Genomic DNA, 21818 nt, shown 5'->3' with positions numbered 1-21818 from the left:
AGTGCGTATCCGCGTTTGTGGTTTAATTAACTGCTTGTAGTTTTAAGACTGATTTATGAGCAAACGATTGATGGTTTTCCTGAGTTTTTACTGCTTTACGCTGACCAATAAAAAAACTGTTCCCTTCAATCTTTTTGGCCTGTTTTTTGGCTTCGGAAGCCAAATCGGCTATACCGACATGAGATTGGCACTGACTTGTTGAATCGGAGTCTACGAGTCCAACCGATAAGCTAATCATAGGAAAAAAACAGCTTTCTCCTGCTCTGTTTTCTGCATAAATGCCGCCTGCTTTTATATCTTCATCTTTGTAATAGTGCGGTACGGTTTTTTCAAAGGCATTCAGAATGTTTTCACAGCATGTTAACCAGTCATCGCCAAAGAAGATGGCGATAAAATCATCCCCGCCTATGTGACCGACTAAGCCGCTTTCTGAGGAAATGTATTGAGTCAATGTATTGGCAACCGCTTTAATAAAATCATCGCCTGCACTGTAGCCATATACGTCATTAAATGGCTTGAAATGATCAAGATCGAAGTAGCCGAAACTGAAAGGCCTTTTGGCGGCCAGTAGTCGGTTGATCCGATCATTGATAGGGACGCTGCCGGGCAATAACGTAAGGGGATTAGCGTGTTTGGCATTATGGATTTGCTGACGGGTGATTTCTTCAAGCAAATTCAGTATCGTTCCTACACCTAAATATTCTCCGTTATTGGTAATAATAAAAGCTTGATCGTTGCGCATCGTTGAGGTCAGCTGTTTACTGACTAATTCAATAGCTGTATTTTGATCAAAACTTAACGGGGGATATTCTATGAACGATTTTATCGGCTTTTTTCCATATAACTCTATGCCATAGCGGTTGGAAAATAGTTTGAATAGAAAGTGATCGCGAAAAATAATGCCCGAAGCCACATCGTCGTCAACCAGCGGCAGAATGGTTAAGTCACTATCGCTATGAAACAAGCCCATGACATCACTGATCGCGGTTTCCGATGAAACGGGCGTTATAAATTTAGCGATATGAGCTGCTTTTATAGCGTTAAATTGATTCGGCTGATTGCTGGTAATAAATAACGATTTATTAACTTTGCCTAAAGGGGCCGCCGCCGGCCGGGCAAAATAATAGCCTTGAGCATGAGTAATTCCAAGTTGTTCTACGGCTTTAAATTCATCTTCTGTTTCAATGCCTTCGGCTATAACGCTGCAATTGAGTGAGCTGGCAATATTTTGAATGGAGCGGACAAAATTAAGCTTGACCGGGTCATTATGGATACCTTGGATAAAATGCATGTCTATTTTGACAAATTCAGGCTGTAGTTCCGACCAGAGCCTTAATCCTGAGTATCCCGCGCCTAAGTCGTCAATCGCTATTTCAAAGCCCATTTTTCTATAATGGGTAACCGCTTCAAGCATTAACGGAAAATCATCGGTCGGCTGATGCTCGGTTAATTCAATAACGATTGAACGAGGATCGACACCGAATTGTTCCAGAAGCTTGAGTGTCTCTCCTTTTTTGAAGTCCGGTTGTAACAGTACGGAAGGACTTACATTAATAAACAGCTTCTCTTTGATATTTAAGCTGGCGTAGCGCTTTATAGTGACTTCCCGGCAGATGTATTCAAGTTTTGCGCTCAAATCAAAACGTTCCGCCGTATCAAATAAATTGAACGGACTGTGTAATGGACTGTCGGAAGGGCCTCGGATTAAAGCCTCATAACCCATGATATTTTTATGGTATATAGATACAATCGGCTGAAAATGAGGCGTTAACAGCTTGTTATTGAGCGTTTTTATTAGCTCATTTTGCAGGAGAGACATGTAATATTCCGAGTCTTACGGTAAATGCTTTGCTCAGAATATGACTGGTTTATTACATGAATATTACAAATTGATTATCGTAGTATGACAATCCGAAAAAAGTAGGTTACAGGATATGCTTTCGAAGCTCAGCATATTTATAGTACTGTTTACAGCATTTAATTTGTGTGACCTCGGAAAGCTCAGAATCAGCTTTGAGAAGTTCAATAACCCTTCGCTTCAAAATCCGTTTCCCAAAGAGATTTAGATATTTCCTGATGATCTTATTTTGTACGCATCCTTAGTTATTTAGTATTTTTTGGAGAACCTTGGGTGAAAACCCAAAATATCTTATAAAGGCTACGCTGAAATTGCTTGCGTGGCTGTAACCAACTAGGTCTGCGGCAACGCTCACTTGACACCGCGTCGACTCCAGTAACCGATAGGCATTATTCATCCTGATTTCCAGCAACAAACCATAAGGCGTGTTGCTGAAAAAATGGTGGAACAGCTGTTTTAATTTGAACTGATTGGTTCCTACCCGTTTTGACAGTTCTTCAACCGACGGCGGGTTCCTAAATTCGCGTAACAGAATATCCCGCGCCGATTTCGCAATGGCGGCGTCTTGCTGATCCAATCTTGTCGAATTGCGGCGTTTGTCTTCGGAAAGAGGAATTAATTCAAAAGCCAGCAGCGACATAGCTTGCCCATGCATAAATATCCGGTTTGTTTCCCTTGATGTGTTGTAACTCAATAACTGTTGCGCAGCATATATAGCCTGGGGAGAGATAGGCTGACAGTTTAATAATTGAGTGCCGCTTTTGCCGAGCAACTGTGCGGTCTTGCTTTCGCCAAAATATTTATTCAGCCAATTTTTGCTCAGTGAGAAACGGAGTTGCAACGTGGGCTTATGAGCTTGGTATTGCCGTTCGCCGATGCTGGATTGGATGGTTGTGATAGCCGTGTAGCCTTCGCGGAAAACAAGCTCATCGCCGCTACTGTCGGCAAAACGGGATTGTCCTTTCAAACCGAGCGTAACCATCAATCGCGGCTCTTGATAATCCATCCTGCTCAAAACAGACAGTTCTTTAGACGGCGCATAGCGGGTCTCTATATAGCTCAAATCCTGATCCAGCTGGAATATGGCCGACTGCCCTACGCCTAAGTTTTCCGGTAAGGATTGATACAGACAGTCTTTTTGCCGCTGCAATTGCAGCTCATTGCTGCTTATGCTCCACCGTCTCGTTGTCGCAGATCTTGTTTGCATTATTACCTGCCTCTTTTTTTGCTATAGAACTATTTAAATTAAGCACGAAGCACGCCTTGATGTGTTATCGCATTGTTTTCATAGCGTTAATAATTTTTTCAATATCGACGAAAAACTGTCCGGCACAAAACTGCGGCATATCACATATTAAATCCCAAAAAATAAGCCATATCCCGCAACTCTACTTTTGCCATAAAAAATACTCTGTTTGCCATATGAATGCGCAAGGAAAGCGCTGCTGTTATTGGGTAGTATCTTCGAACTGCATTCGCATCAAATCCAAGTATCGATTTGGCTGCCGGATAGAAGAATTCTCAGCCAAGACTGAGGTGTGTTTGTTTACTTCGTTGGAATTATCATGAAACTCATACGCTCCAATCGGCCTGTTTCGCTTTTACAGTTAAGCAGACCATTATTTATTCCCTTTTTATTAGTTAATTTCTGTTCCGCTGCGATGGCGGAAGAACAGCCGAATACCGCCGCAAAAACCGCAAAAACGGCAAATAAAAAAGCCAAACCTAGTCCCGATAAAGGAACAGTCGTACTTAACACGATGGAGGTAACGGAACAAAGCGACCGGAAACTTGCAGCAATAAGCGCCGAAGTCGAGCGTTCGCCGGGCGGGGTCAGCTTGGTTAACGTCAATGAGTTGCATGACCGCAATGTGTCCAGCATAGCGGACTTTTTCCGCTACGTGCCCGGCGTTTGGGCGCCCAGCCAAAGCGGCAATGACGAAGCGTTTATCAGCAGTCGCGGCTCGAATCTGGATGCCAATAACTATGCCGGAAGCGGCGTTAAATTGTTGCAAGACGGCCTGCCGGTCACTGCCGCCGACGGTAACAACCACAACCGCATGATCGATCCTCTGGCTTCAAGTTTTGCCACCGTGGCCCGCGGCGGCAATGCATTTAAGTACGGCGCCAGCACCTTGGGCGGCGCGATCGATTTTACCTCGCCGACCGCCCATGACAGTCCTACCGCAAGGCTTGCTCTGAGCGGCGGCAGTTTCGGCCAGTTTCTCGGCCGGGGCACAGTCAGCAAGGTTTTCAATGACAGTTTCGACGGCTTGTTGACGGTCGAAGGTAAAGAATGGGATGGCTATCGAGCCCACAATAAGCAGGATCGCGTCGGTATTTACGGCAACTTCGGCTGGCAAATCTCCGATGCTATCGTTAACCGCACCTTTGTCAGCTATATTAAAAATAACCAACAGTTGCCGGGCCAGCTGACCCGTGCGCAATTCGAGGCAAACCCTTATCAGGCCAGCACTCAGGCTGTCGGCGGCAATTATCAGTTGAACACCGAGACCGAGCGCGTCGCTAATAAAACCAGCTGGACTATCGACGATAAAAGCTCGCTTGATATTGGCTTTTCTTTTGAAAACCAGCATCTCTATCATCCTATCGTGGACACGGTGCATTTTTTTCCCGGCGATACGGCGGACAGGTTTAGCTTATTGGTCGATTCCGTGCAGCAGGATTGGGGTACGATGGCGCGCTACAACCTGCGCCTGGACAGTCATGACTTATTGCTGGGTTTGAATTTCGGCACCAACTCGGATAAAGGCGGCAATTACACAAATCTCGGCGGCATGCGCGGACCGATGACCAATAAAATCACCAAGGAAGCCGATAATATCGAAATTTTTGCCCAGGATCATTGGCACTTTGCCGATAAATGGACGCTGACGCCCGCCTTGCAAGGCGTGTTCGCGCATCGTGAAGTCAGAAATCAAAGACTCCCCATTCCTCAGGACGCCAACTTCAATGTCTATGGTCAAGGCGGTAATGCCGATAACGACTATTCCGGCATCAACCCCAGCTTAGGCTTGATGTATGACCTGACCAAAAGCGCCAGCCTGTACGGCAATGTCAGCCGTTTGTACGCGCCACCGACTAACTACAATATCTCGGATAATATCACCGCCAACTCAACCACTACTAATCTCAAGGCGATGGAAGGCACTTCTGTCGAAATAGGCACACGCGGCAACCAAAAAGTCGGCAACTTGAACAATGTGCTGTGGGATTTGTCGCTGTATTATTCATGGCTTAATAACGAAATCCTGTCGACTACTCCGCCAAACGGCGTGGCGGTGGCAACCAATTTCAACAATACCGTTCACGCGGGTGTTGAAGGTTTAATCGGCGGCAACTTTGCCTTGGACGGCAAGGGCACGCATACCGTCAACCCCATGCTGAACTTCACGATCAACCATTTCAACTTTGATAACGATCTCACTTACGCCAACAATGCGTTACCGGCAGCACCTAAATATTTCTTAAAGGGCGAGGCTATGTATCACCATGCAAGCGGATACTTTATCGGGCCTACTTTTGATGTGGCCGGCAGGCGCTGGGGAGACTATGCGAACACTTACAAGATCGGTTCTTACGGTCTGCTGGGCATGCGTACCGGCTGGTCCAATAAGAACTATAAAGTGTTCCTCGAAGGCCGGAATTTGCTGGACACCAAATATGTTGCCAATACCAATATCATGAACACCGCGACGGCAAACAGTGCAATGCTGAACGCCGGTGCGCCGCTGTCTTTCTATGGCGGCATAGAAATCACCTATTAACGCTCGTCACAATCAGACCTTCCAGGTTTTTAAAACCTGGAAGGTCCCTCCTTGTACAACAAAGGTTTTCAATCGTGCCGATAAATAAGCTGCTCTATAAATGCCTGCCTGTAGTGTTGCTTACGCTCACAAGCTGCGTAACAACCCAACACAAACCCGATGCCGATTCCATTCTGTTACATGCCGCCCGCGTGTTCGACGGCAACACATTCAAAACGAATACCTCGGTATTAGTCGAAAACGGCAAAATCGCTCGTATCGGTAGCCGCGAATTATTCCACCCCGGCGCAGCAAAAGAGATCGATTTGGGTGATGCCACGCTGTTGCCCGGATTTATCGAACTGCATGCGCATTTAAGCTATCGGCATATTCCAGCCGACATTGTCCTGAAACATGGCATTACTACGGTGCGCGATGTCGGCGGGCCGATACACCAGCCATACGGCGGCGACGGCAGTCTGCGGGTGTTGACTTCCGGACCGATTATCACCGCTCCCGGCGGCTATCCTATTCCCGGCCATGGCGAGAGCGGTATCGCTATTCCTGTTGCAACTGTAGAAACGGCGCGGGAAGCCGTCCGTAACTTGGTCGAAAACGGCGCTGTAGTGATCAAAGTTGCGTTGGAGCCGGGCGGCGAAGCAGGCGCTCCCTGGAATTCAGCGCACAACCACAGCCACCCGTCCACGCTTCAGGATGCCGGCCTGCATCAACGATGGCCGTTATTACCTGAAGAAACGCTAAACGCCATAGTCGAAGAAGCGCATCGGTTAGGGCGAAAAGTGACGGCCCATATCGGCGAATCCGAAGGCGCGGCACTAGCCATTAATGCCCATGTCGATGAATGGGCGCATGTGCCTTGCGCGGCCATCCCCGAATCATTGCTGAAAAAAGCGGTCGCGCAACAGGTCAGAATCGTTACGACTATCGATACCTTATCCAACTGTCCAGGAATCGCCCGCAATGTGCAAACGCTGGCCGGATTGGGGGCGGATTTTTTATACGGCGCAGAAATTGCACACCCGGACATTCCTTGGGGTATCGATGCGCAGGAGCTTATCGCTATGATGCATACGGCAAACATGCAGCCGCTTGAGGTCTTGCGTAGCGCGACGTCAAAATCAGGCCGATATTTGAATATCTCGCTGCTGGGCTCCTTGCAATCCAGCGCGCCGGCCGATCTGATCGCCGTCAAAGGCGATCCCACTCATGCGCTAAAAACGCTGGAATATCCGGATCTCGTGATGTCGGGCGGCAAAATTATCCTCAACAATTTTGAATAGGAGTATGCCTTAACTTACATATAGCAATCACAATACACTATACTAACGTCAACCGTACGCCGAACGTCTTCCATGACGATTGGCGATACGGCGATAGGTGATACAACACCGACAAACCACTTAAGGAGATCCTCATGAAAATAAAATTTATTGCTGTGTTAATGGGCGCCCTTGCTCTTGGCCTAAGCTCCCAGTCAAATGCTACCGAGCATCATACAGCGCAAGCGCTGGAGCATTCGGCTATGGCTACGGCTCATGGGCAAGACGGCCATGCCGACCAACTGCTCAAGCATGCCGTGGAGGGTTTAAAGCATGCCGAACAAGCTGAAAAAGAACATGCCGAAGCGCATGTACACATGACTGAGGCGGTTAAACATTTAAAAGAAGCCATAGATCATGCTAAACAAGGCCATGCGGATGTCGGTACTAAACACACTGAAGAAGCAATGACCCATATGCGTCAATCCATCGGTCAATAATAACGGCAGTAATAACCAGCGGTGGCCGGGACTTTTCCGGCCACCGCTTTGTGTTTTAGTGTTTAACCTAGAAAAATCAGTTAGCCACAGATTTACACAGATTAAGCGTCGATACTACATTGAGTTATGCAAGAAGTGCGGTTCACCCAACGTGTGCCGCAAAGAACTCATGTAATCCATTGTTCACCCGTGTAAATCCGTGTCCATCCATGGCTCAACTGCTCTTTTCAGGTTTAAGCCTCATAGCAAAACTGAAGTAACGGTAATCCAATTTGCCCAGGCCGCTTTAAATAAAAACTAGAACTTTTTTGTTTAATCTAATACCTTGCTTCTTGACAAATCAACTCTCTGGCGCAGTTCTTTGCCCGGTTTGAAGTGCGCTGAATATCTGGCAGGCAAGTTTAATGTTGCCCCGGATCGGGGATTCCTGACAGTAACAGGCGGACGGTAATGTAAAGAGAAGCTGCCAAAGCCCCTGATCTCTACTCTATCGTTAGCCATCAGCGCTTCACTCATCTGCTCGATCATACAGCCAACTGCCAGTTCCACATATTTTCGTTCCAAATGAGGCTGTTTTTGGGCCAATACGTCAATGAGTTCCGATTTAACCATGTTTAAAACTCCTGTGTTTGTTTAAAAGCCAATCAATCTGTAAATTGAGGTGTGTCATATGCCCTATTTGCTATGTGAAATGCCTTGATGGGCCTTGTAACAATTTGACAAAGCTCAGTAGCCATACGGTCTTGAAGCATTTTCACTGCACAAACTTAAATATAAAGCAAATACCATGCCATTTTGCGCGACTAATTGTCGCGCGGCAATCGGTCACATTTCCAAGGCTAATTTTACTCATTAAACTATATCTAACTCTTGAGATCGCTCCTTTACTTAAAAGGATTAGAGTTTAGCTATCCTTCCTCTCTGTGCGGTCAGTAACCTGACCGCATTTTTTTAGCTTGCGGTGAAATTATGAAACGGAATTACCAAACTGATGCATCTTATTCTATTACCGATCAAGATTTGATTAAGCAAATCGCTTTCCATGAGGCCGGCCACGCCGCCGCCATTTATCTATACAACAAACAAAAGCAACTGCCCCCAGTACATTTTCAAATCTGCATTAAGTCATTGGATCGATTAAGGGACAGTCGTTTGGATACCTGTTCATTCCCACACGATCAGTTTGCCGCCGTTGTGGAAGGAGGCCGCCTGATCCATAGCCTGCCGGTTGGGTTGCTTGAAAGCGCCGATTATTTTTCAGTTGTTGAGCAAGATGCTTATCAGGCCGCTTTTGAAGCTGACATGACCAATTTGCTGATCGGACCGCTAGCGGAGGCAAAACACGTAGCCCTTCGAGATGGCGAACAGTTTAATCCGCAGCTGATCACTGTCAATGCCCTGCATAATTACGGCGGCACATCCGATCTTAATAAAGTTTATGAATATCTGGACATCTATATCGCGACTCGGAGTCGGCACAAAGAAAAGATGACTGAGCTGTTTGATAAAGCTTTCCAGTTCATAAACACCCCCAGTCATTGGAAGTCCGTTGAGCGTCTGGCCGGCTATATTCTAAGTAACAAAGAAAACGTAATCGGCTGTGAAGAAGCGATTGCTGTGCTGGATGAAAACAAGGCGACATGGGTAAGATGTTAGTGCTTTATGAGGGAGCTCAGGCAGTTAAGGAGAAATCGCCGAATATTTGATTATGACGCCAACTGGTCGGCGATGCCGCCATGCACAAACTGACGCATCGCGGTATCCGCCGGAAAGATTGTCGAGCATCACGACATCGACGCCTTTCTGGCCAAGCAGCCAGACTATTGCGAGCCGATGACGAGAACAGTTTTAGGTGATGTCATCGGCTAACGCTCAATGCGCAAAACATCCACGGTATTCCAGATCGCTTCAATAAAATCCTCATCCATTTCAGGCATACCGTCCTGTATCCATTGCACCAACACTTTGGCGATATTCGGATAGGTAATATGAACGGCGCGGTTGTCATGCAGCCAGTGATCAATTACGAAACTGTTCATATCGTGCATGACATGCCCATAACCTAATTGCTGTAAGGCGGCGGCATTGGAGATTTGCTCCATTTGCGCATGCAGCGGCTTGGCCAGGATTTTTTTGCCCAGCTGCAACGATTCGCTAGCCAGTTCAAATCCGGCATTGCTGATAATGCCCGCGCAATCGTATAAATCTTTCTGGAAACCGTCGCGAGACAGCGGTTTGCAAATAATGTGACTGAATGTACAAGGAACCGGTTCCGGCGAATAAATATGAAAGTCGAATTTTTTAAACGGCGACAACAGCCGGATAACTTCATTCTGGTCTTCGAAAGGCAGGTAGACAATGATCTTGTTTTTGATAATGCTTTTCGGCATTTCCGGCGTTTCGATAATAGGCGGCAAAATGGGTTGGCCGAAATGATGCCAGTGCAAGCCTATCCCTTTATCCGCCGGGGCAAAATACTTCATGACCTGATTGGCGATAGGATCCGATCCTTCTTTGGGGATTTTATGGTTAAACGCGTATTGATGCCCGATACCTAAAACCGGTTTTTTTTGGCTTTTTGCCGCCCAGGCGGTGACCGGCTCGAAATCGCTGATTACCAGATCGTAACCGCTCAAATCCAGCGACTTCATGTCTCTGATAAACGTGATGGGTTTGGCGTCAAGCGCTGTTTTCAGATAGCTGACGTGCCCTTTTTCGGTGTGAAAGGTCAGGCCGGTGCGCGATTGATAGCCGTTAAAGACTTCCATATCGAAATACTTATCCGCCGGGCGTCCGGTAAATTGAAAGTGAACATCAATGCCTGCGGCATAAAGTTCTTTTGCCATAACACGTGCTCGAGTGATGTGGCCGTTGCCGGTACCTTGTACGCCATAAAAAATTTTCATATTACGATTTGTTCCAAACTAAAGAATGCTGTGCCGATACCCAAAATGGCCCCTACCAAGGTGTCGGTCGGAAAATGCACGCCCAGCACTACGCGGGAGAAGCCGACCAATGCCGCCCAACAGTAAAGAGGGATCATTAAAGGAGGTAAATAGTAGCCAAGCAGTGTCGCCATCATGAAAGCGGCGGACGTATGGCCGGACGGAAAGCTGAACTTATCCGAGGGTGTGATAATACTGCGGAAGTTTTGTAACGCGGCTTGCGGCCTGTTACGTCTCAGGCCGTTTTTCAGTACGAAATAAATCGGTCTTTCGATTAAAAAAGCCAGCAGAATCGCTTGCAGGATGTGACTTTCAAGGCCGTAACGCCAATATAACAAGCCTATAATGACCAAATACAGATAGCCATCGCCGGTTTTTGACAAATAGCGGCTGGCCGTAGTCAAGGTTCCGTGCATTCTGGCATTGATCAGCCAAGTGAACATGAAGACGTCGTATTTATGGATGGAATAGAGCAGTTTCATATCTTTATCCTCCTGAAGGAAGTTCTGCAAAAGCCGGTGGCGGTATTTTGCAGGATCAGAAAGCATTAACTTTCAGGATAAAGAATAAAACGCTTGTATGACAAAGAAATGAAGGTTTATTTACGGTTTCATGACAGCGGAATAAATGTGGATAACGATGTTACGGATTGTCCACGAAAAGCACGAAAAAACGGAGCGTGTTGTTTCTCAACTTACCCTGTAATTTACATTGCCATTCGGCGACTGTCGGGATAAGCATGTGATGGGAGCAGTTCCCTACCGCTAATTTTTTCGCGTCTTTCTCGGATTACGCTTTTTACTATTATGTCAGTAGGGGCGACCGGCCGGTCGCCCCTACCGGAGCTCGAAAATATTAACCCCATGCAGGAAAAACCTTAGTTTTCTAATCTTTCTTACTGGTGTTACGCACAGGTGGTATTTCTTCCGCTTGCCACGCCGAGCTCCGGAACTTTTGTCGATACGACGCAAAAGAAAGTAACGCGCCTTCGGGTACGAGAACCCGATTCAAATAGCCGTCGCGCTAGCGGCATCTAACGTTCTAAATCCGGCTAACTGCGTAACATCTATTATTAAATAATCTGTGTATAACTCTAATTCTGCTTTTTTCATTCCCACAGAATAACCGAATCTAGTGAGGACTGCGTAACATCAGTTATATAAAAAAGCGCGGGGATTTTTGAGGTCGTTTTTGGTGTCTGTATGTATTAATCGTAAAAAAGCATCCTGCAGAATATCGGCTGCCGTTTCCGGGCAATGGGTTTGGCGTACCAGATAACCATGTAATTCTTCCCGATGTTCCTGAATTAATTCTGCAGCAAAATAATGAGTGAGCTTGTGCATGAAACAAATGAGTCCTTTTTGTTTAAAAAAAACTCATCGTATGCAGCAATTAACTCGCCGCTAATTGCAAATATTTATTAAAACAATATCTTACTTTATATTTGAAGCCGATAAGGAAAATCTTGTTAAGGGAAAACTGAGGCATATCACACACTTCAGTGTGTGATATGCCATGATTCAAATTTTACTTTTTATCCAGCTTGGCCTTGGCGGCAGTAATCTCGGCCTGGATTTTTTCGATGGATGGCCGCAACTGGGCTTGTTCATCATTGGTCAGAACAATAAGACGACGGATAAGGTTACGCCGCTTCCGCATACTTGGGCTGCGGTTCAAGCTGCTGATCCAGCAACTGATAACTTTCTTCCAACCAGCGGACGATGGACAGATGTCCGGCTTCATCTTCAACCAATGCGGTGCAGCTTTCCACCCAGTCGCCGCAATTGCAGTAGGTTTTGCCGAATTCCATGTCGGTAATGTCGGCATGATGGATATGCCCACAAATTACGCCGTCCACATGCCTTTTTTGCGCTTCGAGGCTCAGGATATGCTGATAGTTATCCATGAAACTGATGATATTTTTGACCTTGTGTTTTAAAAATGCAGAGATGGACCAGTATTTGTAGCCCATTTTTGAGCGCAGGACATTCAGCCAGCGGTTGATGAACAATAATACCTCATAAGCCTCGCCGCCTATGTAAGCCAGATTCTTATTGTGGCAGACGATGCTATCGAATTCATCGCCGTGCAAAACCAGGAACTTGCGGCCGTCTTGGGTGGTATGAACGGCATTCAATTGGATATCGATGCCGTTAAAATGCATCCCGGCATGTTTCCGAAATTGCTCATCGTGATTGCCGGGTATATAAATAACGCGTGTGCCTTTTTTAGCCTTGTCGATAACCCGTTGCACGATGTCGCTGTGCAAGGCCGGCCAATAAAAGCCGGACCTGAATTTCCATAAATCGATAATATCGCCGACCAGATATAGATAGTCGCATTCAACGCTATCAAGAAAATCTCTGAGCTGTTCGGCCTTGCAACCTTTAGTGCCAAGATGAGTGTCTGAAATCCAGATTGAACGATATTTCAATGACATTTTACCCGCCTTCAACAAGTTTCGATGATAGATAAAATACGCTTGGATTGTTACAGGAAGTTAACTGTTTGATGACATTTTCATTAAGTTTCAATGACCTGCTTTAATAATCCGCCAGCCAATTAAGTAGGGCGTGCCGTGCGCGCCTTCTTCGCAGCTTGGAGTTAAACCGATGCTGAATATTAGCCCTACCTCTGGCGCGCGCGGCGCGCCCTACTGTTTGATGACATTTGCATTAACTTAAAAGCTTATCACCACGAAGACACGAAGGACACGAAGAAATAAACTTCGTGTCCTTCGTGTCTTCGTGGTGAATAAAAGACTTTTGATCCAGCCAATCTTTCAGTTGCAACACCACCCATGCGCCGTCATCCAGGGTCAGGTCGTGGCCTGCCCATTGATGGCGACGGAGCTTCAGGTTCCATTTTTTGTGTATCGCCTCGGAACAAGCTGGCGATACCAAGCGGTCGCCCAATCCGTTTAATAATAAAATCGGCTGCTTCGGCCTTATGTCCCCAGGCCGATAGGTTGCAGCCGCTTTAATTTGAATGAAACTGTTCTTAAGGCTAATGGGGCGCTCGATTTGCATCTTTTCCCAAGCTTGAGCTATCTGCTTATGCTGCGCCGCGCCAGTTCCTGACTGGCTTGCGGCATACACACCATCCCTGGAGATATTCCGGCGATTGCTGGTCAACCGCAAAATCCCCGATTCCCGCTTACGCAAGTTGCTCGTCATTACTAATGCGGCAAAGTCTTTATAACTTTGCCAGCGTAGCCGCTGATAAAAAGGACTCACATCGGCAAAGCTGGTATTCATCAAAGCTGCGCCGCAAATATCCTCGGGATAGCGGCGCATCCATTCCCAGGCGACCATCGCACCCAGAGAAAGCGCCAAGATCGTTACCGGCTGCTGTAACAAACACTGTTCAAGAGCATGACGGCGGACACTATCGGTTATCGCCTTAATCGAGCTCGGGCTGGTTTCCCGATGAAAACAACCGGTACCAGGCAAATCCAGTAGCGTTATTCGAGCGTCCGGAAACGTCGATTGTAAAAGAGGGACAAAATCGCCCCAATGTCCAGACTCACGCGCCAGGCCTCTAAGCAGAATCCAGTTTTGTCCCAGCGCTTTATTCATACCAAAGACCTAAAGCTTTTTTTTCATAAGCCGCCTTTTGCCGGGGCTTAAGTTTCGTCCATTGTTCGGGATACAAAAGACTCCGGTATAAAAAATCAAACAGCATGAAATGCCGTCGAAAAATCCGCTGCTGGCGGTGCGGCAGTAGCGGGTGAAACAAGCCATGCCTCGAGAATAGGTGCATCGGGCTCTTTCGCAGCCAAAGCCACGATCCCATTTCCAGAGTCAGCGGCAAAAATAGTCGTTCCGCCTCAAACCGCTGCACAAAATCATCGAACAGATAATCCCACAGGTCGCCGTTAATCACATATTCCAGACAAGTCGGCTCGATCCTGTAGATATGATGTTGATAGCAACGGTCAAACAGTTCTTTTAAAGCCAGCGTTTCGGCAATAAAAGCAAAAGGAGTTTTGCGCGAAGCATAGGGAAACCATAACCGGTCCTGAATGCCGAATCCTGAGTGTAAATCCAGCGCAATGGACAAAGACGAGTTAAACAGGTGCTGATCGACAACACGGCATAAAGCTTGCGCTTCTTTTTCCATTTTCGATTCATCGCCGCGGTACCAAGGCAGATGAGGTGTGATGCGTTGGCCGCTAAAAATGCGGGTTGCACCCTCGCCTTCCACAGGCGAATTGCGCATCAGGTCAACGCCGTTGCCATTGCTGCGTGTGCCCAGATAAACGCCGACCGGATTAACGATGGGTACAAAAACCAGCCGGGATTTTTCAAGCCGGGACAAAAACTCCTGATCCCAGTCCAGCAACTGAGTGATGGTTTCCATGTAAGACAGAATGACTTCAGAGCCGATCTTCTCCAATCCATGCACGCCGCCGAAAAAGGCTAATACCGGCACATCGGGCCGAGTTGATCCCAGAGTGATGCAATGAATGGGGAATTCATGATCTTGATATCGAATCCTTTCTATTACCTCAGTTTGGGCGCGGTCTCCTAATTGCTCAATAATGCGCTCAAGTTGTTCGAGTTCAGGGAATTTAATGGCCGTCATAAAACCGAATCAGCAGTTATAGTCTACCGAGAACAAATACAACACTACTTCCCAAAAAACAACTTGCGGTGACAATTCTTTTTTCATACCGGCTTCATTCAATGGAGGAAATCAGAATATCCGTGATATTTTGAAAGTGGAAATCATCAGAAAACCCTGAATTAAAAAGACCATCGGCCAATAATTCAGACTTTGAGGAAAGCTGCTAAAAAGCAGAAAAAGAACAGGGAACAGCACACCATTCACGGTAATAGGCACGCCTTCGAAACCCGTTCCTTCGGAAATATTATAGCGTGCAAGCCTAAGCATGCCACAGGCGATAAAGAACAAGGCCACTGCAACACCTAAAACGCCGGGTGAGCTCAGCGAATAAAATAACAAGGCGGGAGCAACGCCAAAAGATACCAAATCGGACATGGAATCGATTTGCTTGCCGAAAAGATTCTTTTGATGCAGTAGGCCGGCTATTTTTCCATCAAGCACATCAAATATCACCGCCAAAAACAGCAACAATGCGCTTAAGTAAAAAGAACCGTCAATTGCGAACAAAATCGAAAGGACGCCACAGCACAGATTTCCAACGGTAAAAATATCGGCAATTTTCATTAAACTTAGAATTTTCATAGCGTATCCTGCGGTTAACGTTATAAGTATTGCAAACATATAACAGGCTTATGACAGGATGATGAAATCTAAAGAACACAAATGAAAAATGGCCTCTTTTTCGCTGTCCTTTGCCGTTTCAGTTGCAAATAAACCGGCTCGGATGTTTGATCACATCGCTGTATTCTGCTAATTAAATCCAGAGGCAACTTAATCGTTTCTGGTTGGTCTGCGTCGTTCATAGTATGTAAAAAAGGTCAACCCGTATTTGTGAATTTAAAGCGATTGTGGCATACCAATCAGCATTTTGGCAGAAAATGAGGGGATCTCGTCATTGTGCAAAATTAGACAATCAGAGAGCATATCAACATGCTCGTTTTTTAGTCTGCTATTGATTGTTCGCAGACTCGTGCAGCAAAAATAAGGTCTGTCGGTATCGTCATATTTTCCGGCGCCGAGGTTCTCGATATTACCGGCTTTATAAAAGTATTTGCTTTCGCTAACACCGGCTACAAAGCTCGGGCTTGTGCAGTGAGCCCGTCTATCTAATTGAAGTGTTAGCGGCAAAGCCGGGGCCGATAACAACCTCATGCGGTCTTCAAATTATTGCTACTAAAGCATATAGCGAAATAACTGATGGTATCGATACCCTGATCATTGCCGGTAGCCCGGATGTGGACTGCTTATTGTGCGATCAGGCATTACAGGATTGGATTCGAGCCATAGCGCCACGGGTTAGACGGCTTGTTTCAGTTTGCACAGGGGCTTTTTTGCTTGCGGAAAGCGGCCTTCTGGATGGTCTTAAGGTTACCAGCCATTGGGATTATTGCGCTCGATTAGCAAATGATTACCCATCGGTTACCGTCGAACCGGACCGGATTTTTTTACGCGACGGCTTTATTTCAACATCAGGAGGCATAACCTCCGGCATTGATCTGGCGTTATCGATGGTGGAAGAAGATTGGGGGAGCGAGCTGGCTTTGCTGGTCGCACGTTATCTGGTGGTATTTCTCAAACGGCCGGGCGGCCAGTCCCAATTCAGCGCCTATTTGACTAGCGAGGCTACTCGCCCTGAACTTAAAGATTTACAGGCCTGGATCATGCTTCATCTTACCGAAGATTTACGGGTAGAAGCGTTGGCTGAACGGATGTTCATGAGTCCCAGGAACTTTGCACGGTTTTTCTTGTCGGAAACCGGCATGACACCGGCCAAATTTGTGGAAATGGCGCGTATTGATGCCGCTCGCCATTATCTGGGCAGCACTAAGTTGTCGATGGATGCCGTGGCCGACAGATCCGGTTTTGCTGACTCGGAACGCATGCGTCGCGCTTTTATCCGTCAGCTGGGCATTAACCCGCAAAATTATCGCGACCGCTTCGGCCTATCCGAATCTTATTCAATAAGGGCCGCCTAGATCGATGCAAGTCAACATCCATAAACAACCAATAATAATTAGGAGCCTATATTATGCGCATTTTACTCATTTCATCGGCATTTTCAGGACTGACACAGCGGTATTATACGGAGCTTGAGGATGCGGGTTTTTTGGTCTCAGTCGAATTACATTCAGGTGATATTGCACAGTTAATAGAAGGCGTCTCGTTATTCAAACCGGATTTGATTCTGTGCCTTTTTTTAACCAAGTACCTGCCCCCGGAAATTTATCGAAACTATAAATGTCTTATCGTTCATCCCGGCATTAAAGGCGACCGGGGACCGTCTTCTTTAGATTGGGCTATCCAGAATGGCGAACCGGAGTGGGGCGTTTCTTTATTGGAAGCCGCTGAAGAAATGGATACCGGCGATATTTGGGCTCATAAAACTTTCATGATGCGCCAAACCACTAAAAGCGCTTTGTTCTACCGGGACGTGACGCAAGCGGCGGTCGAGTGTTTATGGGAGGCTTTATCCTATTTCAATGCCCCGAATTTCAAGCCGGAAGTGCAGGATTACAGTAGGCCCGACTATAAAGGAAAATTACAACCATTAATCAAACAACAAGATCGTGCAATTAACTGGAAAATACATAAAACGGATGAGATTCTAAGACGTATCAATGCCGCTGACGGTAGTCCAGGACTGTTGGATGAAATCCGTTTTTTATTTTTAATGCGCATAAAGAAAGCCGTCTAACCGGCAAAGCCGGAGAAATAATCGCAACGGCAAATCATGCTATTTGCCGGGCAACTATCGACGGTGCTATCTGGATCGGACATTTAAAACCGAAACCGGAATACGGTTCGAAAGGGGTAAAGCTGCCCGCTGCATTTGTTTTAAAAGATTTAATGCCTAAGGCGGTACCTGCAACTTCCGCTTTAAAAGGCCTGTTATCCAAGACCATCAAACATATTGAAATCGACTATACCAAACCTGGACGGGAGCTTCCGTGCCAAGAAGTCTGGTATGAACAAGAAGCGGATGCCGCTTATATCTATTTTTCTTTTCACAATGGCGGCATGAGTACTGAGCAATGCCGACTTTTGCTATTGGTTTATCAGCATGTCGCAACTTTACCTGTAAAAGCCATTGTGCTGATGGGTGGTGAACAATGTTGGTCAAACGGGATTCACCTTAATCGCATTGAGGCCGCGGATAGTCCGGCGGATGAGTCCTGGTTAAATATCAATGCGATTAATGATCTTATCTATCAGATCGTCACCACGCTGGATAAATTAACCATTTCTGCTGTTGCGGGCAGTGCAGGCGCAGGCGGTGCAATTATGGCTATAGCGGCTGACAAGGTATTTGCCAGAGAAGGCGTAATTTTTAACCCGCATTATAAAAATATGGGCGAGATTTACGGTTCCGAGTACTGGACTTATTTATTGCCCAAGCGCGTCGGCCAGGAAATGGCGACGTCACTGACCGAACAGCGTTTGCCGATCAGCGCCAAGAATGCATGGCATATAGGGTTAATCGATAAAGTTCTCGATAAAAATCATAAGATTTTTATCGCTCAAGTCAAGCGCTTGGTTAATGTCATTATTGATGATAATGAAGCATTAAACGAAAAAGCCAAGACGCGTTGTTATGACGAATCACTGAAAGCATTAGCCACTTACCGGCAATTTGAATTAGCTCAAATGTATGAAAATTTCTATGGCAATGAGGATTACCATTTAGCGCGGCAACGGTTTGTTTATAAGGTAAACAATGATAATAAAACCCCGGACAATATTGCCCTACATCGTCAGAAAGACGGTCTGGAAAAAAGATTATCGTTGGGAAGTATGTACCACTTTGTCTGGCAGGATGTTTACCAAACGGGTGACGATTTAGCCGATAACCAGCACAAAGATATATTTATCTTAGCTAATCAGTTGGTTGCCTCTGTGAGCAGTGAAGAACTTCACAAAAATATTCAGTTGATCTATCGGTATGTCAAAGAACATTTTAATACTGAAGAAGAACTGATGGAAAAGTCGGACTTTCGACAATATAAGAGCCATGCAACGGAGCATAATGCCATTTTGGAAAAGCTGGCGGAAATCGAACATAAAATAACAAACAATGAATGGAAAAAACGAGATATTCGTGAATTCATGGATAAATGGGCGGACCATATTATTCATTCGGACATGGTGCTTAATAAGCATTTAAAAAAACTAGAGTTTGAATCGGCGTAGCAAGCCAGACACATTCTTTGGAAGGGTTTGAATGAATGGATAATATTTCTTAATCAAAATATATTTAGCCTAAGTATTAGGCTACACAAACAGGAGCAGGAAGATGAATAGATATACTGTAAATTTTATCTGCAAAGACAGTAATGGTGCGAGTGTTGCCAGAAGTGAGGAGATTTTTTGGATCGAAGTAAATGAGGCGATTGAGATGATTAAGCTTAAATGGCTTAGTTGGGATGTTAAAATAATCTGGGCCGGAATTCGGCTAACTGATGATACGTAGAGCCATTATCAGACGGCGTAAGATACTAATCTTATAAAAGTTTTAAATACTGCTGGCCTGAATTATCAGTGGGTAAATCCTCAAAGATTTTTTTCCATATCATATCTCTTGTTTCAATGCTCACTGCATGGCGGCTTTTTCCTGAGCTGTTAATGGCAGGAAGGAAGCTAAGCCGCACTTCGATTTTATCCAGAGCCAGCATTTTTATTAAATGCGGCACAAAAGCATCGTCGCCGACAAACGGCGCGTGTTCTTTAGCTTCACCTTGGTATTGCAGGGCTATGGGCTGAATAGCTGACCGGGTTAACAATGCAGGCTGAAATAAGGATGGGTGAAAATGCAAAACCCCATCGCCCTTAGTCGTGGTTCCTTCAGGAAACGCAATTATGTTGCTGTTTTGTTTTAACAGCCAAACCATTTTTTCGGCGGTTGTTTTGATATGTTGTTTATTGCCCCGGCGGATAAAAATGGTACCGCCCTGTCTGGCCAAATAACCGATTACAGGCCAACTTGAAATATCGCTCTTGGCGACAAAATAGGCCGGTAGGTATTGACCGATAACGATGATATCCAGCCATGAGATATGATTGCTGACAAAAATGGCGCGTCGTTCCGACAGCTCGCCATCTTTGATTATATGCAAGTTAACAATAGCACCGAACCATTTCAGCCAGCGGGTTTTTAGAGCATCTCGCTTGATTTTCGCATCGCGTGCAGAATATAAAAAGCCAAGTATAGGGAAAATACCCCCGGCGATGATCAGCCCTTTGATAAACAGGATGACAATCTGGAAAAGCTTATAGTACAGCCGTATTTTCGATTTCATTGCTAGCCGCCTGATAGCCTCTCATATAATGTTTGCTGTAGCGCTCTTGCAATTGATCGAGCGGTAACAGCACAAATAAATCCATGCAGTTGAAATCTTCATCCCAGAAAGGCTCGCCGCAAACGACAGCGCCGAAACGAAAGTAAGCTTTGAGTAACGGAGGAATACCGGATTCATCCCGCTCGCATCTTAATTCGCTGGGTATTGGAATGGTGGGGCTGACTTGGATCGAGGACGGAGCAATATTTTTGGCATCGATATTCCGATACACCGCATCCACCGCAAAGCCGCTAGGGCCTGGGGTAACGCTGGCGCAACCGAGCAAATAATTAAACTGCCCCTCAAGCGCGTATTGAACCAGCGCAGACCACAGCGTTGTTAAAACCGCGCTGCCTCGATAATCAGGATCAACGCAAGTCCGGCCTATTTCCAGAAAGCGGCCGGGCAATGCTAATACCTGATCCAGATTGAACTCGCTTTGAGAATAAAACCGACCCAAACGGTCCGCTTGATCTTGATTAAGCAAACGCGTATAGCCGACTATTTTCTTATTGACGTTGTCATACACAATCAAATGATCGCAATAGCTATCGACTTCATCGTAATCCAAGCCTTCCGATTCGGTTTTGAGCTTGGCGCCCATTTCTTTGCAAAACACACGAAAACGCAATGCCTGAGCTTCTTCTATTAACGCCTCTGAGTCTACCGCTGCGCCAGTTCCCGACTGGCTCGCAGCATACACTCCATCCCTGGAGATAACAAAAGATTCCAATCGTTTGGCTGGTTTGATCTGTATCGCTAAAACTGTTTTTTCCATCGGTATCCACATAACTAAAATAAAGATATGGATACATTAGTCAATAAAGGTGTCAGTTTAATGTCGAATTGATGAACATCGGATGACAGAAATATTAAGTTTTGATGACAATCTATGCTTTGTTTTCAATTCCTGATTAAATATGACACTATAATTAAGTTGCATTAAAACTGCACAATAACAACTCTTTCCTTTTACTTTTCATATTAAGAATGGCAAATCAAAATGCAAAAGGCTTTAAACGCCTGATTAATGCTTGTTTTTTCTCTGTCGCCGGTTTTAAAGCAACCTGGACGCATGAAGAAGCATTCAGACAGGAAGTTATTTTGTTTGTGGTAACGACTCCTCTGGCAATTTGGCTGGGACAAACCAATATTGAAAAACTGCTGTTGATTGGCAGTATCATTTTAGTCATGTTGGTTGAATTACTAAATTCGGCGGTAGAGGCTGTTGTCGATAGAGTGGGGCTTGAGCATCACGAATTATCGGGCCGCGCCAAAGACATTGGTTCGGCCGCTGTGATGATGTCGCTGGTTTGGGCTGCGGTGACTTGGGGATTAATTCTGCTTTAGGCGGTTTCCAATAGCGTCCACGAAAAGCACGAAAAAAATAGGCGGCATAATTTTTCTAATTGTGTTTCGTGTCGCCTCGGCAACTGCTCCTGCGTTGCTCTACTTCCTGCATCCATGCAGTCATAGAGGCGCCTACTTTTGGCTTCCGTAGATCAT

22 protein-coding genes are annotated in these 21818 nt (G+C 45.9%); 9 read left to right on the top strand and 13 right to left on the bottom strand.

Annotated elements, in window-relative coordinates; all coding sequences use genetic code 11:
- Window positions 1-22: 22 nt before the first annotated feature.
- Window positions 23-1819 carry a GGDEF domain-containing protein gene (locus EPO18_RS09055; protein WP_292433037.1) on the bottom strand — a complete coding sequence of 599 codons (1797 nt, stop codon included), beginning with the start codon at window positions 1817-1819 and terminating at the stop codon, window positions 23-25.
- A gap of 280 nt (window positions 1820-2099) precedes the next feature.
- The gene (locus EPO18_RS09050; RefSeq protein WP_292433036.1) at window positions 2100-3065 is read right to left on the bottom strand and encodes a helix-turn-helix transcriptional regulator; all 966 of its coding nucleotides are present in this window, start codon (window positions 3063-3065) and stop codon (window positions 2100-2102) included.
- Window positions 3066-3423: 358 nt separating this feature from the next.
- On the opposite strand from EPO18_RS09050, the gene EPO18_RS09045 reads away from it, so the two are divergent.
- From EPO18_RS09045 to smbP, 3 genes are all read left to right on the top strand, one after another.
- Window positions 3424-5646, top strand: a complete 2223-nt coding sequence (locus EPO18_RS09045; protein WP_292433035.1) for a TonB-dependent receptor family protein — start codon at window positions 3424-3426, stop codon at window positions 5644-5646.
- Window positions 5647-5720: 74 nt separating this feature from the next.
- Window positions 5721-6926, top strand: coding sequence for an amidohydrolase family protein (locus EPO18_RS09040; protein WP_292433034.1), 1206 nt, complete (start codon window positions 5721-5723; stop codon window positions 6924-6926).
- A gap of 134 nt (window positions 6927-7060) precedes the next feature.
- Window positions 7061-7405 (top strand): small metal-binding protein SmbP, encoded by a 345-nt coding sequence (smbP, locus tag EPO18_RS09035; RefSeq protein WP_292433033.1) that lies wholly within the window; start codon window positions 7061-7063, stop codon window positions 7403-7405.
- A 312-nt stretch (window positions 7406-7717) separates the two neighbouring features.
- Here smbP and EPO18_RS09030 read toward each other — a convergent pair whose 3' ends face one another.
- Complete coding sequence (locus EPO18_RS09030; RefSeq protein ID WP_292433032.1) at window positions 7718-8017, bottom strand: integration host factor subunit beta; 300 nt, start codon at window positions 8015-8017, stop codon at window positions 7718-7720.
- A gap of 357 nt (window positions 8018-8374) precedes the next feature.
- Here EPO18_RS09030 and EPO18_RS09025 point away from each other — a divergent pair, with 357 nt between their 5' ends.
- On the top strand, window positions 8375-9061 hold the full coding sequence (locus tag EPO18_RS09025) for a hypothetical protein (protein WP_292433031.1): 687 nt from the start codon (window positions 8375-8377) through the stop codon (window positions 9059-9061).
- A 209-nt stretch (window positions 9062-9270) separates the two neighbouring features.
- On the opposite strand, the gene EPO18_RS09020 is transcribed toward EPO18_RS09025, so the two are convergent.
- The 8 genes from EPO18_RS09020 to pssA all read right to left on the bottom strand — a co-directional run bounded on the left by EPO18_RS09020 (window position 9271) and on the right by pssA (window position 15561).
- Window positions 9271-10311, bottom strand: a complete 1041-nt coding sequence (locus EPO18_RS09020) for an MJ1255/VC2487 family glycosyltransferase (RefSeq protein ID WP_292433030.1) — start codon at window positions 10309-10311, stop codon at window positions 9271-9273.
- Window positions 10308-10832 (bottom strand): phosphatase PAP2 family protein, encoded by a 525-nt coding sequence (locus EPO18_RS09015; RefSeq protein ID WP_292433029.1) that lies wholly within the window; start codon window positions 10830-10832, stop codon window positions 10308-10310. Before EPO18_RS09015 ends, EPO18_RS09020 begins: the two co-directional genes overlap by 4 nt.
- Before the next feature lie 669 nt (window positions 10833-11501).
- On the bottom strand, window positions 11502-11693 hold the full coding sequence (locus tag EPO18_RS09010; protein ID WP_292433028.1) for an RNA polymerase sigma factor: 192 nt from the start codon (window positions 11691-11693) through the stop codon (window positions 11502-11504).
- Between the two features lie 184 nt (window positions 11694-11877).
- Window positions 11878-12009 (bottom strand): hypothetical protein, encoded by a 132-nt coding sequence (locus EPO18_RS09005; protein ID WP_292433027.1) that lies wholly within the window; start codon window positions 12007-12009, stop codon window positions 11878-11880.
- Entirely contained in the window at window positions 11993-12790 is a 798-nt protein-coding gene (locus tag EPO18_RS09000; protein WP_292433026.1) for a UDP-2,3-diacylglucosamine diphosphatase, read from the bottom strand. Before EPO18_RS09000 ends, EPO18_RS09005 begins: the two co-directional genes overlap by 17 nt.
- Before the next feature lie 235 nt (window positions 12791-13025).
- The gene (locus EPO18_RS08995) at window positions 13026-13928 is read right to left on the bottom strand and encodes an alpha/beta fold hydrolase (RefSeq protein WP_292433025.1); all 903 of its coding nucleotides are present in this window, start codon (window positions 13926-13928) and stop codon (window positions 13026-13028) included.
- Window positions 13921-14937, bottom strand: coding sequence for a M14 family zinc carboxypeptidase (locus tag EPO18_RS08990; protein WP_292433024.1), 1017 nt, complete (start codon window positions 14935-14937; stop codon window positions 13921-13923). Before EPO18_RS08990 ends, EPO18_RS08995 begins: the two co-directional genes overlap by 8 nt.
- A gap of 111 nt (window positions 14938-15048) precedes the next feature.
- On the bottom strand, window positions 15049-15561 hold the full coding sequence (pssA, locus tag EPO18_RS08985; RefSeq protein WP_292433023.1) for a CDP-diacylglycerol--serine O-phosphatidyltransferase: 513 nt from the start codon (window positions 15559-15561) through the stop codon (window positions 15049-15051).
- A gap of 503 nt (window positions 15562-16064) precedes the next feature.
- Between pssA and EPO18_RS08980 the strand changes: the two genes are divergently transcribed.
- From EPO18_RS08980 to EPO18_RS08965, 4 genes are all read left to right on the top strand, one after another.
- Window positions 16065-16955, top strand: a complete 891-nt coding sequence (locus tag EPO18_RS08980) for a GlxA family transcriptional regulator (protein ID WP_292433022.1) — start codon at window positions 16065-16067, stop codon at window positions 16953-16955.
- A 53-nt stretch (window positions 16956-17008) separates the two neighbouring features.
- On the top strand, window positions 17009-17674 hold the full coding sequence (locus EPO18_RS08975; protein ID WP_292433021.1) for a formyltransferase family protein: 666 nt from the start codon (window positions 17009-17011) through the stop codon (window positions 17672-17674).
- A 152-nt stretch (window positions 17675-17826) separates the two neighbouring features.
- The gene (locus EPO18_RS08970; RefSeq protein WP_292433020.1) at window positions 17827-19167 is read left to right on the top strand and encodes a hemerythrin domain-containing protein; all 1341 of its coding nucleotides are present in this window, start codon (window positions 17827-17829) and stop codon (window positions 19165-19167) included.
- Between the two features lie 103 nt (window positions 19168-19270).
- Window positions 19271-19447 carry a hypothetical protein gene (locus EPO18_RS08965; RefSeq protein WP_292433019.1) on the top strand — a complete coding sequence of 59 codons (177 nt, stop codon included), beginning with the start codon at window positions 19271-19273 and terminating at the stop codon, window positions 19445-19447.
- A gap of 31 nt (window positions 19448-19478) precedes the next feature.
- On the opposite strand, the gene EPO18_RS08960 is transcribed toward EPO18_RS08965, so the two are convergent.
- Window positions 19479-20273, bottom strand: coding sequence for a lysophospholipid acyltransferase family protein (locus EPO18_RS08960; RefSeq protein ID WP_292433018.1), 795 nt, complete (start codon window positions 20271-20273; stop codon window positions 19479-19481).
- Window positions 20245-21090 carry a GNAT family N-acetyltransferase gene (locus tag EPO18_RS08955; RefSeq protein WP_292433017.1) on the bottom strand — a complete coding sequence of 282 codons (846 nt, stop codon included), beginning with the start codon at window positions 21088-21090 and terminating at the stop codon, window positions 20245-20247. The genes EPO18_RS08960 and EPO18_RS08955 overlap by 29 nt, the downstream gene beginning before the upstream one ends.
- A 212-nt stretch (window positions 21091-21302) precedes the next feature.
- Between EPO18_RS08955 and EPO18_RS08950 the strand changes: the two genes are divergently transcribed.
- Complete coding sequence (locus EPO18_RS08950; protein WP_292433016.1) at window positions 21303-21662, top strand: diacylglycerol kinase; 360 nt, start codon at window positions 21303-21305, stop codon at window positions 21660-21662.
- The last annotated feature ends 156 nt before the right edge of the window (window positions 21663-21818 follow it).

The organism is Methylobacter sp. (assembly GCF_004322395.1).
Lineage (GTDB): Bacteria > Pseudomonadota > Gammaproteobacteria > Methylococcales > Methylomonadaceae > Methylobacter_A.
This window is presented reverse-complemented; position numbering and strand designations above follow the sequence as displayed.

Coding starts and splice junctions, on each gene's coding strand:
- EPO18_RS09055 (WP_292433037.1), bottom strand. CDS start 1,819: ATGTCTCTCCTGCAAAATGAGCTAATAAAAACGCTCAATAACAAGCTG.
- EPO18_RS09050 (WP_292433036.1), bottom strand. CDS start 3,065: ATGCAAACAAGATCTGCGACAACGAGACGGTGGAGCATAAGCAGCAAT.
- EPO18_RS09045 (WP_292433035.1), top strand. CDS start 3,424: ATGAAACTCATACGCTCCAATCGGCCTGTTTCGCTTTTACAGTTAAGC.
- smbP (WP_292433033.1), top strand. CDS start 7,061: ATGAAAATAAAATTTATTGCTGTGTTAATGGGCGCCCTTGCTCTTGGC.
- EPO18_RS09030 (WP_292433032.1), bottom strand. CDS start 8,017: ATGGTTAAATCGGAACTCATTGACGTATTGGCCCAAAAACAGCCTCAT.
- EPO18_RS09025 (WP_292433031.1), top strand. CDS start 8,375: ATGAAACGGAATTACCAAACTGATGCATCTTATTCTATTACCGATCAA.
- EPO18_RS09020 (WP_292433030.1), bottom strand. CDS start 10,311: ATGAAAATTTTTTATGGCGTACAAGGTACCGGCAACGGCCACATCACT.
- EPO18_RS09015 (WP_292433029.1), bottom strand. CDS start 10,832: ATGAAACTGCTCTATTCCATCCATAAATACGACGTCTTCATGTTCACT.
- EPO18_RS09010 (WP_292433028.1), bottom strand. CDS start 11,693: ATGCACAAGCTCACTCATTATTTTGCTGCAGAATTAATTCAGGAACAT.
- EPO18_RS09005 (WP_292433027.1), bottom strand. CDS start 12,009: ATGCGGAAGCGGCGTAACCTTATCCGTCGTCTTATTGTTCTGACCAAT.
- EPO18_RS09000 (WP_292433026.1), bottom strand. CDS start 12,790: ATGTCATTGAAATATCGTTCAATCTGGATTTCAGACACTCATCTTGGC.
- EPO18_RS08995 (WP_292433025.1), bottom strand. CDS start 13,928: ATGAATAAAGCGCTGGGACAAAACTGGATTCTGCTTAGAGGCCTGGCG.
- EPO18_RS08990 (WP_292433024.1), bottom strand. CDS start 14,937: ATGACGGCCATTAAATTCCCTGAACTCGAACAACTTGAGCGCATTATT.
- pssA (WP_292433023.1), bottom strand. CDS start 15,561: ATGAAAATTCTAAGTTTAATGAAAATTGCCGATATTTTTACCGTTGGA.
- EPO18_RS08975 (WP_292433021.1), top strand. CDS start 17,009: ATGCGCATTTTACTCATTTCATCGGCATTTTCAGGACTGACACAGCGG.
- EPO18_RS08970 (WP_292433020.1), top strand. CDS start 17,827: ATGCCTAAGGCGGTACCTGCAACTTCCGCTTTAAAAGGCCTGTTATCC.
- EPO18_RS08965 (WP_292433019.1), top strand. CDS start 19,271: ATGAATAGATATACTGTAAATTTTATCTGCAAAGACAGTAATGGTGCG.
- EPO18_RS08960 (WP_292433018.1), bottom strand. CDS start 20,273: ATGAAATCGAAAATACGGCTGTACTATAAGCTTTTCCAGATTGTCATC.
- EPO18_RS08955 (WP_292433017.1), bottom strand. CDS start 21,090: ATGGAAAAAACAGTTTTAGCGATACAGATCAAACCAGCCAAACGATTG.
- EPO18_RS08950 (WP_292433016.1), top strand. CDS start 21,303: ATGGCAAATCAAAATGCAAAAGGCTTTAAACGCCTGATTAATGCTTGT.